The 17112-nt window shown below is 65.3% G+C and carries 8 protein-coding genes; 3 read left to right on the top strand and 5 right to left on the bottom strand.

The window, feature by feature from the left end; genetic code table 11:
* Positions 1 to 7 precede the first annotated feature (7 nt).
* The 3 genes from E7742_RS04090 (at position 8) to E7742_RS04080 (ending at position 4674) form a co-directional block, all read left to right on the top strand.
* Positions 8 to 1672, top strand: a complete 1665-nt coding sequence (locus tag E7742_RS04090) for a DUF262 domain-containing protein (RefSeq protein ID WP_137797774.1) — start codon at positions 8 to 10, stop codon at positions 1670 to 1672.
* A 167-nt stretch (positions 1673 to 1839) separates the two neighbouring features.
* Positions 1840 to 3720, top strand: a complete 1881-nt coding sequence (locus E7742_RS04085; RefSeq protein WP_137797773.1) for a DUF2075 domain-containing protein — start codon at positions 1840 to 1842, stop codon at positions 3718 to 3720.
* Between the two features lie 105 nt (positions 3721 to 3825).
* Positions 3826 to 4674: an HNH endonuclease gene (locus E7742_RS04080; protein ID WP_137797772.1), complete on the top strand. Its 849-nt coding sequence runs from the start codon at positions 3826 to 3828 to the stop codon at positions 4672 to 4674.
* A gap of 2201 nt (positions 4675 to 6875) precedes the next feature.
* Here E7742_RS04080 and E7742_RS04070 read toward each other — a convergent pair.
* From E7742_RS04070 to E7742_RS04050, 5 genes are read right to left on the bottom strand one after another with little or no spacing between them, the layout of a single operon-like run.
* Positions 6876 to 8222: a sigma-70 family RNA polymerase sigma factor gene (locus E7742_RS04070; protein WP_005514158.1), complete on the bottom strand. Its 1347-nt coding sequence runs from the start codon at positions 8220 to 8222 to the stop codon at positions 6876 to 6878.
* 11 nt (positions 8223 to 8233) lie between these two features.
* Positions 8234 to 8725, bottom strand: a complete 492-nt coding sequence (locus E7742_RS04065) for a hypothetical protein (RefSeq protein WP_005514159.1) — start codon at positions 8723 to 8725, stop codon at positions 8234 to 8236.
* Positions 8716 to 9564 carry a ParA family protein gene (locus tag E7742_RS04060; RefSeq protein ID WP_137797770.1) on the bottom strand — a complete coding sequence of 283 codons (849 nt, stop codon included), beginning with the start codon at positions 9562 to 9564 and terminating at the stop codon, positions 8716 to 8718. The genes E7742_RS04065 and E7742_RS04060 overlap by 10 nt, the downstream gene beginning before the upstream one ends.
* Entirely contained in the window at positions 9561 to 11282 is a 1722-nt protein-coding gene (locus E7742_RS04055) for a DEAD/DEAH box helicase family protein (protein ID WP_232286148.1), read from the bottom strand. The genes E7742_RS04060 and E7742_RS04055 overlap by 4 nt, the downstream gene beginning before the upstream one ends.
* Positions 11279 to 17101 carry an AAA domain-containing protein gene (locus E7742_RS04050; protein WP_441346908.1) on the bottom strand — a complete coding sequence of 1941 codons (5823 nt, stop codon included), beginning with the start codon at positions 17099 to 17101 and terminating at the stop codon, positions 11279 to 11281. Before E7742_RS04050 ends, E7742_RS04055 begins: the two co-directional genes overlap by 4 nt.
* Between the last annotated feature and the right edge of the window lie 11 nt (positions 17102 to 17112).

Genomic DNA, 17112 nt, shown 5'->3' with positions numbered 1-17112 from the left:
AGGATTGATGGTCGCGCCAACGCCCACACATCTGAAGCATCCAGCGCTCCTTGCTGATATCGAGCGAGGCCTGATCAAGATCCCTCAGTTCCAACGAGAGTTCGTCTGGTCGCTACAGAGCTCCGCGAAGCTACTCGATAGTGTCATCAAGGGATACCCCGTAGGCACCTTCATCTTCTGGACCACTCGAGAACGACTTCGATCGGTTCGCGAGATTGGCGGGATCACGCTCCCCGACGCGCCCGAGGGTACTGAAGTCGCGTTCGTGTTAGACGGCCAACAGCGTCTCACCAGCTTGTTCGCCGCGATTCGCGGAGAGAAAATAGTTCGACCGTCTGGAAGCATCGACGACTTCTCCCTGATTTTCATTGATCTGAAGGCGACCGAGCACGACTCGATCGTCGTTACCGATGTCTCCGATCTCGAACCTGGTTCGTGGATCACTCTCACAGACCTGTTGACAGGCGGCACTCGGGTCGCGAAGAAGTACGCCGACGAGTTCCTCGACAACATTGATTCATACCGGGAGCGGCTCGCTTCCTACGACTTCCCGATCGTCAAAGTCGCAGATGTCGAGATCGATGTAGCCACCGAGATCTTCACCCGGATCAACGTCGGCGGCAAGTCTCTGACAACCTTCGAGATCATGGCAGCGAAGACTTACGACGAAACCCGCGACTTTGACCTGTCAGCGAAATTCGATGACCTTCTCGGTCGCCTCGAATCCGTTGAGTACGAGACTGTCTCCGATGCAATCCTCCTCCAACTCGTCTCACTCATCCTGGACGGCGAGTGCAACAAGAAGTCGATTCTCCGACTCGACAAGAACGAGTTCATCGATTGCTGGCCCGCAGCGACTGATGCACTGGAGTCAGCCGTCGAGTACTTCCGAGGCACATACAGGATCCCCGCGTCGAAGCTCCTTCCGTTCAACGCCCTACTCGTACCGTTTGCATACTTCTTCTACCACCACAGGGCAAAGCCAAATCCAAACCAGAAGAAGCTTCTGGAAGACTTCTTCTGGCGATGCGCACTGGGCGGGCGCTACTCCGCCTCGACAGAGTCCCGATTGGCGCAGGACAAACACCGAATCGACCGAATCCTCACGAGCGAGTCGCCCGACTACGACTGGGCCGTCGACGTAAATCCCGAGTTCCTTATTCAGAACGGCTGGTTTACGCCGAGCCGAGCCTTCGTCAAAGCCATCCTGTGCCTGTTCGCGTACCACGAGCCAAAATCTTTCGAGGACAACGCGAAGGTCCACATCGGAAACGCCTGGCTGAAGCAGGCAAACAGCAGGAACTACCACCACTTCTTCCCTAGGGCATATCTCAAGAAGAAGGGGCGCACAGAGCGCGAAGCGAACAATGTCCTGAACATCACCATCGTCGATGCGGATCTAAACAAGCGACTGATCAGAGCGGACGCGCCGTCGAAGTACATGAAGCGATTCTCCGAATCGAACCCTGACATCGAGAAGACAATGGCATCGCACCTGATCGGATCGTTCAAGCGGTTCGGGTTCGGCTCTGACGACTACGACGTGTTCCTCCGCAGGCGCGCAGAGCTGGTGAGTGCCGAACTCTCTAAACGCATCATCGACCGCCCTGTCGACCAACGAGGCCAGGTGGCGCGTGACGACGATCTGGATGAGGAGCCGAGCGACAACTGAGCCCGGCCCTCGCAATGGTCGTGATCGACGCTGCCGACAGGCAAGTGCCGTGTCGTCGCTGTCCGATATCCTCTTCTTCGCGGCCCGACGGACTTCCGCTGTGATGCACAGCCACGGATATGCCCCCACCCGCACGACTGGATTCGTGCTGCCCGGGGGACCCCACTGTGACCTTGCTTCGTACGTCGGCGAAACATGTCGCCAGCATCGCTCATCCCGATTCGCTGGTCGAACAGTTGTTGGAGCAGATGCTGTTCACCACCGGACGCCGAGCCAGCGAAGCAGAACAGAAGTCGTGGGGCCGGAGTCTGCCGGTCTTCGCCCGGGATCTCGTAGACGTGGGCCTGGGCGACGTCGAGATGCTCGTCGAGTACCACCTGCCGTTGACGTCGCAGCGCGCCGATGTCGTGCTCGCCGGTGTCCACCCCGACACCGGCGCACCCTCGTACGTGGTCGTCGAGCTCAAGCAATGGTCGTCGGCTTACCGGTTCGAGGACAGCCCCGAGCTCGTCGAGGTCCCCGGTATGCCCGGCGGCCCCAAGCTGCACCCGGTCGCTCAGGTCAAGGGCTACTGCGACTACCTGGCCGACTTCGCCAAGGCGGTCGCCGACCAGCCGGACGCGCTCGCCGGGATGGCGTATCTGCACAACGCGACCGACCCGTCGGCGGTCGCGGAACTCCGCGGCTTCCCGGCCAGCGTCACCGGCCGGCTGTTCACGGCCGCCGATCGGGACGACATGGCCGCGTTCCTGCGCTCGCGCCTCTCCGCATCCGCCGCCGGACATTCCGCAGGCGACACCCTAATGCGGTCGGCGGTGGCGCCGTCGCAGCAGCTCCTCAAAGTCGCCGCGGCCGAGGTTCGCGATCGGCCGCAGTTCCACCTGCTGGGGAACCAGCAGCTGGCGGTCGACCTGGTGCTGCATTCCGTCGAACAGGCCCGCTCCTCGGACAGCAAACGGATTGTCGTGGTCACCGGCGGACCCGGTAGCGGCAAGAGCGTCATTGCGCTGTCCCTCGTCGGTGAACTCGCCCGGCGCGGCCGGACCGTCCTGCACGCCACCGGTTCCCGCTCCTTCACCCAGACCCTTCGCAAGGTCGCCGGCTACCGGGCGCCGCGGGTGCAGAAGATGTTCAAATACTTCAACCAGTTCATGACGGCCGAGCGCAACGGTCTCGACGTCCTGGTGCTCGACGAAGCCCACCGGATCCGGGAGACGTCCGTGGACCGCTACACCCGGGCCGAGCTGCGCACCGACCGCCCCCAGATCGACGAACTGATCGCGGCGGCGCGCGTGCCGGTGTTCCTGCTCGACGAACACCAGATCGTGCGGCCGGGCGAGATGGGGTCGCTCGAACAGATCCAGCGCCACGCCGAATCCCTCGGCCTCGAGGTGCAGCACGTGCAGTTGGACGAGCAGTTCCGCTGCGGTGGCAGCGAAGAGTACGTGCTGTGGGTGAAGCGCCTGCTGGGTCTGGCTGAGGGCGGACCGGTTCCGTGGAAGGGCGATCCGCAATTCTCCGTCCGTGTCGCCGACAGCCCGCAGGAGCTCGAGCACCTGCTCACCCAGCAGATGGGGAACGGGTACGGCGCGCGCATCACCGCCGGCTACTGCTGGCCGTGGAGCGACGCCCGCAAGGACGGGACCCTCGTCCCGGACGTCGTCATCGACGACTGGGCACGCCCGTGGAACAGCAAGAGCGACAGGCGGATCGGCGACGCTCCCCCGTCGGCGTTGTGGGCGACCGAGGACGGCGGATTCGGCCAGGTCGGCTGCGTGTACACCGCGCAGGGGTTCGAGTACGACTGGAACGGCGTCATCCTCGGCCCGGACCTGGTCTGGCGTGACGGACGGTTCACGACCGTGCGCGCGGCGAATCGTGATCCCGATTTCAAGAACTCGAAGAAGGTCAGCGACGCCCGCTTCGACAAGCTGGTCCGCAACGTCTACAAGGTGCTGCTGACCCGCGGCATGGTCGGCACGGTCATCTACTCGACGGACGAACAGACGAGGGATGCGCTGCGCGCGCTGATTGCCGAACCTCGCTGACTGATCCAGCGAGACGAACCGAACACCACTCACGAGCACGGCCCGACAGGCTTCCGCGACAGGACATGCCTCCACCCGGTGCGATCCCGGATAGGCGCATGGGCTTTGACCAGTTGGATTGTCAAGATCGGCAAGGAAACTCCCGAGCATTGGGGGTTCGCGCGGGACGACAGGCTGTGGGATGTCAGGCGCCCCGGCTACTTCACACGCATCGAGCCCGGCGACGACGTCTATTTCTGGCTGTCCGAGACAGGGTTCGTGTCGTGGGTGCGGGCGACAACATCGCTGTATCCCATCGGCCCGGAATCCCGAGGTGCCAGGTGGGTGGACAACGACCTCGGTCAGTACACGCATCGCTTCGAGTTCGAAGTCGTCAGCGAGGACGTCCCTCGTCTGGCATCGTGGAACGAACTCAGGTTGGCCGGCGGCAAGAAGTACGCGGCACAGTCGCCTGCGAACGAAGTCTCTGAGCCGGATGCAGAGACATTCCTACGAGGACAGTTCGATCACCAGGTCGACGTTGCCTTTCCCCATGTAGCGGTCGCATACGTACCCGGCGACGACATGCGCGAGAGAGCGGAGCGGCAGATCACTCTGCGGCGGGGGCAGGCGCGCTTTCGGAACGCACTGATCGTCGCCTACAGCGGCACCTGCGCGGTCACCGGATCCACCGTCACCGCGGTGCTGGAGGCTGCGCACATCGACCGCTACTACGGAGCCCACACGAACCATGTCGCCAACGGGCTTCTGCTGCGCTCCGATATCCACACACTCTTCGACCTGCGCCAGATCACCGTCTCGAGCTCGATGACAGTCCTCCTCGCCCCTTGGCTGCGGGACAGCGAGTACCGAACACTGCACGGAAGGACTCTTCGGCTACCAGTCAACGCCCACGCGCACCCCGACGTCGGTGCACTTACGCGTCACCGCGAAAGCTGTGAGTGGACGTACTAGGTGTCGAAGCTCGACATGCCCTCCCGCTCAGCACACGTCTGTGAGACGACCCTCAAGCATGGAGAAAGAATGAGTCGTAGTTGGAAGCGGTCCTCACGGCTCGCAGCGGCAATGTCATTGCTGGCTCTGATCATCGGATGTACCGCGGAATCGACTGATGACATTCAAACTACGACGCCAACACCGAGCCCATCAACGACGACTACCTCCACTGCCCAAACGCCAACGACGACATCGACGGTCACACCAGCGACCACCACCGAGACTCCGGTTTCGACAACCAAGGTTGTCGATGAGACTGTCGTCACCGAGCCATTCGTAGTCGAGTGCCTGCAGGGTACGCCTGGCCCAGCGAAGTGGAGCGACGGCACGATGCGCTACTCGCAATGGTGCTTCGACACGATGGGCGGCACCCAGTATCTCGAGAGCGAGCGACAGGCAAACGCTTTCACCTGCAACGGAATTGTGTGCCAAAACCCGTATACGGGTGGCACTTACCCCGACCCCAACCGAGTCACGTCACAGCCAGGCACCATCAAGCCAGCTACGCCTGAGGAAGCCGCTCTGAACAAGCAGTTGGCCGAGCAGTCCGGATGCAAGACGTCCGGATGTACACAGACCTACTTCGGGTGCCGCGATGGGAACATAACCGGAGAAGTCTGTCGACACTGGGGATACTGAATCCAGACATTGTTTTCCCTGTAGAACATCAACCATGACCGATCTTCCACCGGAGCTGACGTGGGGCGCGTGGGTTCCGCTGCACGGCATTTCCCGCAATCCCACAATCCCTCGCACGCCGGGGGTGTACCGGGTCCGTCGTACAGGCCGGGTCGATCTCGACTACGTCGGCCAGACCGGCCGCAGTCTCAGAGAACGACTTGGCGCGCTGTCCCGCTGCCACTCAGACACGATGCCCTATCGCGACCCCCACACGGCCGCGCCGGCCTTGTGGGCATTGCGGCACTCGACCGGCTGCGAATTCGAAGCCTCGGCTATGACGACTACCGGGGACCCACTCCTTCGACTGGGACGCGAAGCGCTCGAGATCGGCCTGCATCGCCAGACGCACGGGGCGTCCCCGACCGTGCAATTCGGTCGCGTCCCGGTCGGGTACCGCGCGTCTTCTCCGAACAATGCGCGACTCGTTGCGGCTGGGAATCGGTTTCGTGGCGGGCCCTACAGCGGGCCCACGCTCGCAGAGCACCGTGCCGGGACAAGCCCCGTGGGGCGGTTGACGCCGGATCCTCATGCCCCGTCGTGGTGCGGACATCAATGGAGTCCGTGGCGACCCCTGCACGACGTATCTCGCGACCTCACCACACCGGCGACCGGCTTGTACCGCATTCGTGGCGACGCCGATCGCGCTCTACTCTATGTCGGGCAGGGTGTGCTTCCTGCTCGCCCCCGTGCTCATCTCGCCAAGATCTCCAAAGTCGGACACCGACAGGGTGTGCTATTCGGTAGCCAGCGGAGACTCGAAGTATCGTGGGTCGCCGGGCCGCAGTGGCCATCGAACCATCTGCTGGAATTAGAGAACGATCTGATCGCTGCCCACGTCCTCCACCTCGACTACGCACCGATCGCACAATTTCTAGGCTGACGCGCCCGACGTTCCCCTCCAAGAAAAGGCGGTACGGGACGACCAGTACCAAATGTTCGCCTACAGCCATCTCGTCGCGAACGGCGCACGCTCAGTATCACGTTCCGTGCTCGTCTACCCAGGAGTCGGTGAACCGGCTCGATGGACTCGCGGACGAGAGAGTTCGGTTGCGCTCGATGTGTGCAGCATTCCGTTCCCCGCTCCGGTGGATGTACGCGATCGCCGTACCTGGGATAGATACCTCGATCGGAGCGGTTCGCAACTTGCACGCACCTTCGTCTGCTCGACCGTCAGGCGATGCTGACCTAGTACCGCTTGTCTACGACCTATCGACCGGTCTTTCGGCGAGGACACGACCACGCTTGTCAACCCGACTGCTGCTGAGATTTGCTATCCCCGTGCCCAGTTGGCACCGCCGCGCCGCGACAGCAACTACCGGCCCCTGCAATGGCGCGTCGCTTCGATTGATCGCGGACGCGCACCGCCGGTCCGACGCGGGTGCGCCGGCGCACCATTACAACGCGTTTACCTATGCGTACAGTGACGCGGAATGGTATCGATCGAGCGCGGTCGCTCCACGGGTTCGAGAGTCGACGTCTCAGCTGTCGAAGGGCCGCAACTCGTCCGCTCGTGATGGTTCCCTGAGAAGTTGGAGGGTCTTCGCCTCGATCTGCCGGATCCGCTCCCGGGTCACTTTGTAGACCTTGCCGATCTCCTCGAGTGTGCGCGGAACACCGTCGACGAGTCCGTGCCGCAGCTTCATCACACCGGCCTCGCGTTCGGTCAGCGTTTCCAGAACAATGTCGATGCGTTCTCGGACATCCGCGCGATGGAGCGCCTCGTACGGATCGTGGGCGCAGTCGTCCTCGATGTCGAGTCCAGCACCGTCGTCGCTATCGGTCAGCGCCTCGATGCTCAGAACCGTCCGATCACAATCGTCCAGCTCCCGAACCTTCTCGAGAGTCAGATCGGCACGCTGGGCAACCTCGGCATCGGTCAAGGCCCTGCCGAGCTCGATCTCCCCCTCGACCCGAACCGTCGTCATACGCGACAAGTCCTCGACCACGTGCACGGGCAATCGGATCGTGCGGGACTTGTCCGCGATCCCCCGAGTGATTGCCTGCCGGATCCACCACGTGGCATACGTGGAGAACTTGTTGCCCAGCCGGTAGTCGAACTTCTCGACGGCTCGGATGAGTCCGGTATTGCCCTCCTGGACGAGGTCGAGCATGTCGAGCCCTCTGCCCTCGTAGTTCTGGGCAGTCGATACGACCAGGCGCAGATTCGCCTCGATCATTCGGGTCCGTGCAGAACGTCCGTCCTGCACGATCTGCCTCAAGTCGCGACGTTCCGCAGGCGCCGGTCTCGTAGTTCGCGACGGATAGGCCTCGAGGAGGTGACTGGCGTACAGCCCGGCCTCGATGCTTCTGCTGAGTTCGACCTCCTCGTCCGCGGTGAGGAGGTCGACCCGCCTGATCCTCTTCAAATACCACTGCAGACCATCCGCTGCCGCGCTCTCATTACCCGATGTCCGTGCAGGGGAGGACCTCTCACGCAGCATCACCGCCGGTCGCGGCGGTCGAGTGGGCATTACCTCGTGCCGCGCCTCCCTCACCTCGATACCGAGGTCGGTGAACGATGCCACCAGTGCATCCAGAATGGGTGCACTGGTACCTCCGCCGAAGCGAACGCCGCCCGGACCGTTACAGGCCGCGTGGGTGCACCCCAGCCGTGCGTTGTCGCCACGTGCCATCACGTGCACGCAGGCCGGCCGCGATCGCGAGCCGCGGAACACCGTGAGCAGCTCGATCGCATGCAGCGGTGCACGTCGAGGCTCCGTCGGATGGCTGAACCCCGAGCTCGGTGACAAGTTTTCGCGGGTCACCCAGATGTACCCGTCGTGCAGGATCAGTTGCCCGTCGTCGCCGACGAAGCGCTTGAACACAGCCCTTCCCCCTATCTGAGCACGTCGCCCTTCACCGATCGTGCCCGTACGCGTTCGACGATCCGGTCGGTCAACCGTGGCGCAGACTTCCAGCGCATCGCAGCGCCGTCGTGGTTCATCCCGTGCTCGGCGACGATGTCCTTGAGCTGATCGACAGTGAGTGTTCCCAGCCGCGCCCTCAGACCCGCCTCCCCCGACACCGCGAACACCGCGAACGGGTCCAGCAGCCCCTTCGACCGTCGTGACTTCGTCGTCTTGACGGCAGTCCGTGCCGGCGCCGGCGAACTCGCCGGACCAGATCCCAGCGCCTCGGCAAGCGCCTTCGCGAACCTCGGGGTCCGCGCCGCTTCCGCCGCCACGACCTGCACGAGACGCGACAGCGCCTCCCCCGCAGAGGGGTTCGCGTCGACCAAGGCGATCAGGGAGGTCTCCGCTTCGGTCACCGCGCGGCGCCGACGCAGCGTCTCCGCGTCCAACCCGTCGCCTCGTCCGTTCACGCCCATGTCAACCGCACCTTCGTCGTCGCGATGAAATCCTGCGCCAGATCCCGCAGCGCGGTGAACTGCCCATCGTTGCCGTACTTTCTCCGCAACGTGCCGAAGTCCACGAACTCGGCCGCCGCGGCGATCTGATTCGCCTCCGGGATCAGCGACGGGAACACCATCGAGACCTGCTTGTTCCGGTTCAGATCGTCGACCGTGTTGCGGTGCACCGCGGACGCCTTGCGGTACTTGGTCACCACCACCCCGAGATCGACGATGTCGGTCCCCCACTCGTCGGCAAACCGGCGGATCCGCTCCTGCACCGGTCCGATCCCGTACGTGGACATCACATCCGGGATGGTCGGCACGATGTAGGCATCGGCCAGGCGCAGTCCATTGAGCGTCATCGCACCAAGGTTGGGCGGGCAGTCGATCAGTACGTAGTCGTATTCGTCCAGGACCGGTCGCAGTGCGCGCGCCATCACTTCCGTGTGCCCGGCGCCGATGTCGGTGACCCGGTCCTGTAACCCGATCAGACGAAGCGACGACGGAATCAGGTCAACCGAGGCGACCGACGTCAACGGCGACACCTGGCGCTGGATCAGACCGTCCACGTCCACCGGTCCGACGCGGTCGCCCAGCGCCACCTCGAACAGCGTCGCCAGAGTTCTTCCCGCCGAGTCCAGTTCCCCCCACCGCGCCTCGCCGATCATCATGATCGTCAGGTTCGTCTGTGGGTCCAGATCGATGAGCAACACACGCTGTCCGAACTCGCCGGACAGCATCTCTGCCAGCGCAGCGGTCGTCGTCGTCTTCCCCACCCCGCCCTTGAGGTTGATGGTCGCCACCACATGAGTCATTCGTTCGGCCCTCCCCTGGTCGCCGGCTCGTGCGCCAACATCGCCGTCAGCTCGTTCAGCGTCGACGCGACGTCTTCTGCGGCGAGACGCGCGATCGCGGACGACTCGTACTCGTGGACTGCGCACTCGCTGATCCCCAGCATCTCCGCTATCCGCCGCGGCGCCTCCGGCTGCAATCCACCAATGCCGAAGCGGTGCAGCACTACCCCGATCTGTTCGGGATCGAGAACAGCCAGGCAGGAAAGGAGGAGGTCACCGATCCCGACATCGGCACTGGCGGCCGCAGCCCGCAGCAACGCATGCAACTCGCTTTCCGCGGGATCAGCATCGTCGGCCGTCGACCCGGTGCTCTCGGTCGTGCGCGGATCCGTCGGACTCATTCCTCCGGGAGCGCTGTCTATGCGAGGTGTCGGCGCCAGCCAGTCGGCGAGCAGTGCGGGAGCCGCGTCCGCGTCAACAGTGACGAGGTCCGTCGCGATCTCGGTGAGCTGTTCGAGGAAGGTGCCGTGCGCGCCACGGGCAGGGTCCTCGCTGCTGTCCCCGATGTAGAGCACCAGGAACGAGGCATGCCGACCGTCCGACTTCGGTCGGATGATCCTGCCCATCCGCTGAATCATCTGTCGTCGGGTCCGGCTGCTGGCAAGGATGATGCCCACATCGGCCTCGGGGACGTCGACACCCTCGTCGAGCACCCGAGGCGCCGCCAGTGTCGTCATGATGCCGTCCTTGAACAGCCCGAGAAGCTCTGCCCGTTCGTCCGCGGACAGGTCGCTCGTGTAGGGCGCAGCGAGCACCCCCTGCCCGAGGAGCGCCTCGGCTGCCGCCTTCGCCGATTCCTTCGTCTCCGAGAAGACGATGCTGCGTCCGCCGGTGGCCAGCACGGCGCCGATCTCCCGGAGTGTTTCGATCTTGCCGCAGCTCTCGGCGAGAACCGCACGTCGCCGCGAGAATGCCTTCAGGTAGCGGCGAGCCGACCACGTGGCCCGATCACCTCCGCCCTCGCTGAGCAACATCACGTCACGCATGAACTCGCCGAACGGTTCCTGCCGACACCCGTGGGTACGAGTCAGTGCAAGCCGCTCCTTCTGGACCGTCTCGTCCAGCTCGGCGTACTCGGCCTGCTCTTCCGGCGTGAACGGCACCGACACAAGCATGACCCGGACCGGCGCCAGGATGCCGTCCCGATGCCCACGCCGGTAGTCGCAGCCTGGAACGAGGGTCTCGAAGTACGGCAGGAGATGCTCCTGCACGCCGTTGTCGGTGCGCTCGAATGTCGCTGTCAGGCCCAGCCGTTCGTCGAAGTCCTCGGTCAGCAACCGAGAGAACGTCGAGGCGCCGTAGCGATGCACCTCGTCGGCGACCAGCAAGGCCGGACGCCGGGGCATGGGTGCACCCGGGTTGATGGCCGACTGGACGGTACTGATCAGGATGTCGACGTTCGCGAACGTGTCGGTTGCACCCGCCCCGCGGCGGCCGACCCGCGCGTGTGGCACCGCACGACGAATCGCCTGGTACCACTGCTCGAGCAGGGCCACCCCGGGCACTACGACCAGAACGGCCTTGCCGCGGTCGACCGCGTCGGCCGCGGCGGTGATCCCCACCGCGGTCTTCCCTGTTCCGGTGACGGCTTCCACGACACCACGCCGCCCGGCGGAGACCCACCCCTCGATGGCTTCCCGCTGCCAGGCGCGCAGCTCGAAGCCGGCAGACAACGTCACCGGCGCGCCCACGTCGCTCCGCCGAGGCCGAGCTCCCTACGCAACACCTGCTCTTGCTCGAGCTCGTCCAGGATCGACAGCAACTCCATTTCGGGCAGGCGCGTGATCTGCGCGGCCCGCGCGAGGGTGACCGGGGCGCCCCATGCGGCGGCGAACAGCAGCTTCTTCGCGGTCGCTCGCGCTGCTGCGGGAAGATCCGGGTCACCCTGGGGCTTGTTTTTCAAACCGGCGGCATTGGCCGGCGGCCTGTCTCCGACACTCTCTCCTCGGGGGAGCGAGTAGACACCATCCACGCGAATGATCAACCCGTCATCGACCAGTTTGTCCAGCCGGGGTCCGAGTTCGAAGGTGTCGTCACCGAGGGTGCGCACCAACACGGCGAACGTCGCAGGTCCCCGCTGCAGCAGGCCCAGCACCTTCTGCTCGACCGTGCTTCGATCATCTCCCGGCCGACGCGCCGGCGAGGCGGCCGCCACGTCCGGCCCGGTTTCGGTAACCGTCTCGCCCGATACGTCCTCCCGCAGGTGGAGGTGATCAGCGATCCGGACCAGGCAACCCGTCTCGACGAGGATTTCCACGGTCTCACGGACATAATCGGTCTCGACAGGCAGTCGACGTTCGAGCTCCGCAACCGTCAGCGGCCCCCGCTTGATCGCCGCCATGACCATCGGCTGCAGCAATCGCGGTGCGATGACTGGACGGGGATCGGGGGCGGGTTCCGGGGCTGGTTCCGGTCCGGTCGCCGGCGAATCGCCGACGCCACCTCCTGCCAGTGCCGGGTCGGTCGCCGTGCGACTGACGCTCAGCGCAGGCTGTCGGCTCGCCAGTTCGTACCTGGTGCCTCGCCGACTACCGACCTGCACCATGGAACCGGCCTCGAGCAACTCCTTGATCGCGGTCCGGACCATGCGGCGATCGAGACCCCACGCCGCCGCCAACCCGGACGTCGTCACGGCACCCTCGGAGGCAGCGTTCAGTACGCGCGCCGTCAGTGGATCCTCTTCGCGGGGGATTGCACTGCGAGGCATGACTTCCCATGCGGATCCCAGACCAGTCTGACCTGGCGCCAGCTCAGACACAGCTCCAGGCTCCAGACCCGAGGCAATCTCGAGCGCCGCGTCAGGATCAGTACTGGCTTCATGTCGGTTCGCTCGGACCTCCGGCTCAGGCTCGAGTTCGGGGAGAGTCGGCGATTCACCTGGAACGACTGCGGTGCGCTCGGGAATCGTCGAGACCCCCTGTCGCAGCGGCATCGGCGAAGTCTCGACATCCAGAACTGGCTCTGGCAGCGGAATCCGCTCGGGCTCAACCACTTCCCAAGCAGACACGGAAAGCGTGGCGGCGGGGGCGGTCGACTCCTGCCGGGAAACGCTCACATCGCGAGCCGCCTCCGACTCCTCATCCACCCGCTCGTTGATAGCCGATCGCATATCGTCCGCAACCGTTTCGGCTCCCTCCGGGATGGACCACTCCCCGCCGATGCCCGCGGCTTCGTCGGTCACCGACTCATCGTCGAGGAGCTCTACCGGCGTCCACGCCTCTCCGGAACCAGCCTTGCCCTCCTCGAGGACGAATGGCGTGATGCCCCGGCGGTCAAGCTCGCGCCAGAGTCCGTTCATCGCACCGACAGGGTCCAGGTAGTACGCGGATTCGCGAATCCTCCAGAACTCCCACCCGCACCGTTTGAGCTCGCGTTCCCGTTCGAGGTCCCGAGCCCGCTGCTCGGGGGTGGTGTGGAAGGCGTCGCCGTCGCACTCGACCGCGAGGCGGCCAGCCGCACCGGTCACGACGAGGTCGATCCGCCGACTGTTCACCTCGACCTGAGAATTGACGTGGTAGCCGCGGGCGGTGATGTCGAGGAACACCCGCTGCTCGAAGAGGCTGTCGAAATCGGCATGCCGGTCGTCGCGGGTGACTCCGGCTGGCATCGGATCCGCCGGCGCCGGCGACGTGGACTGCATGTACGTCAACAGCGAGTGTCGAAGGTCGGTACTGCGCAAAGCATCCGACGTAACGGAATGGAAGAGCCACAGCTGGTCCTGTGCTCGCGAGGCTGCGACGTTGAAAGCGCGCTGCGCCTTGTTGTCGGTGCGGGCCATCACCCGCTGCCCGGGCGCGATCACCATCGACAGGAACACCACATGTCGCTCGTCACCCTGGAAGTCCGGCGGCGTGCCGACCCGCAACTGCCGCTCATCCCACTGCCGGCCGTCGATCCGCTCGAGCAATTCGTTGCGGATCAGGTCGACCTGTGCCTGGCCCTGTAGCACGACCACACCGAACGTCTTGCCATCGTAGGCGGGATCGTCGAGGCACGCCGCGATCGCGTCGGCGATCGCGACCGCCTCGGGCCGGTTGCTCAGCTTCGCGTCGCGCCCCGTGACGACGCCGCCCTCCACGTACGACGTGCGCAGCGGCTCGAGTCGGTCGGACCCGAACTGCCGCAACGGAACCAGGGGCGCGTCCCGGTAGAACTGGTTGCTCGACCAGTTGATGATCTCGGGCATGCAGCGGAAGTGCTCCCGTAGTCGCACCACCTGACCGAACCGGGTCCGCAGCATCGAGAACAGGCTGTCTCTCGGCGTGAGACTCGCCCGCAGGTAGTCCGGCATGTCCGGCAGGTAGTTATCGAGGCGCTGGAACACCGCATCCAAGGCTCCGGACGCGACCTCGCTCGGCGCACACTGCTTGTCGTCGCCGACCACGATCACGCGCGGCGCCAGCCACAGCAGGAACAGGCTCGCGATGTCGGCCTGGCTGGCCTCGTCGACGATCACCACGTCGAAGGCGCCCGGCTCCGCGGGGATGGACGCGAGCACCTGCTGCAACGGCATCACCCATGCCGGGACTGCACCCTGCGCCACCTGCATCGCCGACCGTGCCGCGGCCCGGTACTGCTCGGCGTACTTTCCGGTGCCTTTGCCGATGTTCGCGACCTGACCCCGATACGCCTGCAGCGCCTGTACCTGCTCGGCCGTCATTCGTTCGAGGCAGCCACGCCACGCTCGTTCGGCCGCGAGCTGTGCGGTCAGCCGAGCGATGTCCGCCTCGACGGCGTCGAGCTCGGATTCGAGCCGGCTGTCGAGCCCCTCCTCGGTCTGCGCAAGCACCCACTGCTGCGCACGCCGCCACGCCCAGGCGTCATCGAGTTCGGCGACCCGGGTCGCCCACTGCGAATCCGTGGAGGTCTCGGCCACGAGGGCCGCGAGCGCGGGAGCCCCGTCTTGGAGGTACCGGCGCAACGACGCGAGCAGTTCCTCGTCCTCCCGCTCGCCCCGCGCCGCGTCCAGATCCGACAGCGCGGCGACGATCGCGTCGTAGTCACCGACTCCGATCGCCTCGACCACTGCCGTGGACTCCGGGGACGGCGCCGTCGCGAAGCACTCCGCTACAGAGTTGGCCAACTGCCACAACGAGTCGCGGGCGGCCGCCGTGTCTGCGGTCGCGGCGATTGCCACTGCCGCATCCGCGACTGCGGCCGCCTCGGTCACACTCCGAATCGACGACACCGACGGATGCACCGAGCGGAGTGACTCGGTGATCGAGTTCGCGTGCTCGACCAGCGAATTCACGATCCGAATCGAGTACTCCACGACGGACAGTGCATTGACGCACGCGCTGCGAGATCCGTTCAGCTCCAACGGGACACCGAGATCGGCGAGGATCGCGGCCGCGCGCTGCACACAGTCGAGAGCGCGCAGGTGCTCGGCGACGACCTGGAACGCGTCCGCTGTCGCCGCCGGCCTGCCGTCGACGGTCGCGACCGGCCCGAGCGCCTCGACAGCCTTCTGCTGGTCACTCTTGCGGAATCGGCCACGCCATTCGGCCCCACCACGCATCGCCGTCGCCATCGCCGAATACGCCTCGAGCGCGTGACGACCGACCACCGTCGTCTCGACGGCCCGCTGTCCGACGAACGTGTCTGCCTGAGCTGCAACCTGCAGAAGGCTCGGGATCTCCGCGGTCTTCGCCCACAGATGGCCTGCCGTCCCGGACAGCACCGAATCCGCGGCGGCCTCGATCGCTTGCCCCTGACGGCGCACGTCGTGGACTACCGCCTGCAAGCGCTCACACCGCATCCGGATGTCCGCCAGCACGTGCGGTGGCGCGTCGGAGAGCAACGCCATCAACCAGGATGCTTCCGGCCGAACCTCTCGCGGCGCCGCGCCGGCGCGAACGCACAACTGCTGCAGCTCGGCGGGATCAGGCAGCACGCCGTCGATCCGTGGCAGAGCCTGCTGCAGGCGCTGCACCCGTTCCGGCGTCGACCGCGAGGTCAGCTCCAGAATCGCCTGCAGCTGCGATCCGTTCACCGACGGCTCGGCCGCGTTCAGTGGCCCTGGCAACCACGAGAATCGCTCAGCTCGCCGGGTGACGTCACGGACGATCGCGGCCGTGGTCCCCGCGTATCCGGGCGCGACTTCCGCATGGACGAACATCTCGGCTTCCCGGACCGACCGGATGCGCTCGGTGATGCTGCTGCGTCGGCTCAATGCCTGATCGCGCCTCGTCGCCAGATCGTTGATGCGGGCGGCGGTGGAGCCGGGGTTGTATGACGATTTGCGGGTGGCGATCTCGGCGACGCTGCGGTTCAGTTCCGCGGATCCTCCGCGACCGACGTCGGTGATGGCAACGCACAGTTCCTGCATCTCCGGCGGCAGTTTGTCGCGCAGCACCCGCAACGCCTGTGCCTTCTCACTGGTGACGAGGACACGCTGCCCCTGCGCGAGCAGCGCGGACACGAGATTCGCGATCGTGTGGGTCTTACCGGTACCGGGAGGACCCTCGACGACGACGCCGCTGTCGCGGGCGAGCCGCTCGATGATCTCCCGCTGCTCGGGATTCGCGGGCAGCGGGAAGAGCGGGTCGTCGGCCAACGTCGCGGACGGCGACGCCCCGGTGCGGTCCAACCAGGCGACCCGGTCGTCCGGCTCGATCGCTTCCACCAGTTGTGCAAGCCCCAACGGCACCGGGACGTCGTCCCGCTCGGCCTCTGCGATCATTCGGTCGTAGTATTCGACCAGCGCGAAGGCTCCGCGCTTGCGTAGCACCAATGCCGGGGCATGCACGAGGGTCCGATCGAATGCGGCAGTATCCGTCTCGTCGCCAGTGTTCACCGGCACGGTGAGGGACCGCTCCGCCCAGGCTTTGAGGAATACCGGGATCCCCGGATCGATCGGGGACGTCAGCCCCTCCAAGTTCTCCTGCAGTGCGCGTGAACCGGTGGGATCGAAAATCGACATACCGGTGAGCAGCTGAGTGTCCTCGAGTCGCGGAGACGTCTCGGCGGCCAGTCGCACCAGGAGATCGCCGGTGGACTCATCGCGTTCGACGGTCACCGGCTGGGTCAGGATGTGGGTCCGCAGACTTTCCCCGGCCGCGCTCGCCGGCAAGGTGAGCAGCCCCGACGCCAGCACCAGTTCGATCGATTCCGGCCTCGAACCCAGCTCCTGCATCGCCCGTTGCAGCGAGTTGTGCAGATTCCACGCCGGACGCCGCTCCCGGTCCACCGCGGCCCACGCCTGCCAGTCGGCCAGCCAGGAGTCGAACGCTCCTCCGACATCGGTCGCCTTCGGATCCAGTCGCGGCGACGCAGCGGAGTCCGTCGTGTCCCCTTGTACCAAAGTGTTCAGTCGAGGCGGCAGCGCCGGTGGGTCGACCAGCACGACACGGGAGCGGAGCATGACGTCTCCAGCCGAAGCGTCGCGCACCAAGGCCATGTCGACGGCGTCACCGCTCAACCACACCACGTCATCATGACGTCGGTGGTCGAGCACGGGCTTGCTCCGCGACTTGACGAGTTCCCGAAGGAATCCCATCAATCGCTGGA

It is taken from the genome of Rhodococcus sp. SGAir0479 (assembly GCF_005484805.1).
Taxonomy (GTDB): Bacteria; Actinomycetota; Actinomycetes; order Mycobacteriales; family Mycobacteriaceae; genus Prescottella.
Note: the sequence above shows the minus strand (reverse complement) of the source record. Positions and strands in the feature narration are given on the sequence as shown.